This is a genomic window from Gordonibacter pamelaeae, assembly GCF_003340385.1.
Taxonomy (GTDB): domain Bacteria; phylum Actinomycetota; class Coriobacteriia; order Coriobacteriales; family Eggerthellaceae; genus Gordonibacter; species Gordonibacter pamelaeae.
Window position 1 is genome coordinate 1 of the sequence record NZ_PPTS01000026.1, and the last position, 975, is coordinate 975.

The following is a 975-nucleotide window of genomic DNA, read 5'->3' on the forward strand; positions in this document are numbered from 1 at the left end:
CGGCGAGGTGACGAGCGGTTTCCTGGTGAACATCGAGAAGGTCGACGTGTTCGCGCTGGCCGAGCAGTACCCGGAGGCGTTCGGGCGCGACTACGAGCCCGACTGCGGCCTGGTGGCAACCGCCCGCGTGGTCGACGGCAAGGAAGGGGAGTAGGGATATGGGCAAGGTGTTCGTGTTCGACGCGGCCAAGTGCAACGGCTGCCGCAACTGCCAGATAGCCTGCAAGGACGAGCACGTGGACAACGACTGGAGCCCCTGGTCGAGGCCCCAGCCCGACACGGGCCACTTCTGGTGCCGCATCGAGGAGCGCGTGCGCGGCCAGGTGCCGAAGGTGAGGGTGTCCTACGTCATGCACCGCTGCCAGCACTGCGAGAACGCGCCCTGCATGGCCGCGGCGCCCGAGGCGGTCTACCGCCGCGAGGACGAGCTGGTGATCGTGGACCCGGAGAAGGCGGCCGGGAGGCGCGAGCTCGTGGAGGCGTGCCCCTACGGCGCCATCTTCTGGAACGAGGAGCTGGCCATCCCCCAGAAGTGCACCGGCTGCGCCCACCTCGTGGACGCCGGCGAGGCGCCGCACTGCGTGGACGTGTGCCCGCACGGCGCCCTGCGCTTCGGCGACGAGGAGGACCTCGCCGAGGAGATCGCGGCGGCGGAGGCGCTCGTTCCCGGGCGCGCGGAGGCGGACAGGCCCCGGGTGCACTACCTCAACCTGCCGAGGCGCTTCCTGGCCGGCGTCGTGGTGGACCCGGAGGCCGACGAGGTGGTCCCCGGCGCCAGGGTGACGGCCGAGAACCTTGCCACGGGCGAGGTGCTGGCGACCGAGGCCGACGAGTTCGGCGACTTCTGGTTCCACCAGGTGGGCGCCGCCGGCTGGCGCGTGTACGCGGAGGCCGAGGGCTACCTCACGCGCGTGCTGGAGGCCTCGACCGTGGACGAGGACCGCAACATGGGCCCGATCGAGCTGTACCGGGCCG

Annotated in this window: 1 protein-coding gene; it reads left to right on the forward strand. The window is 71.5% G+C overall.

What is annotated here, in order from left to right; all coding sequences use genetic code 11:
• Nucleotides 1-158: 158 nt before the first annotated feature.
• Nucleotides 159-975, forward strand: an 817-nt coding sequence (locus tag C1877_RS15050; RefSeq protein WP_114569524.1) for a 4Fe-4S dicluster domain-containing protein, incomplete at its 3' end; no start/stop codon positions are given.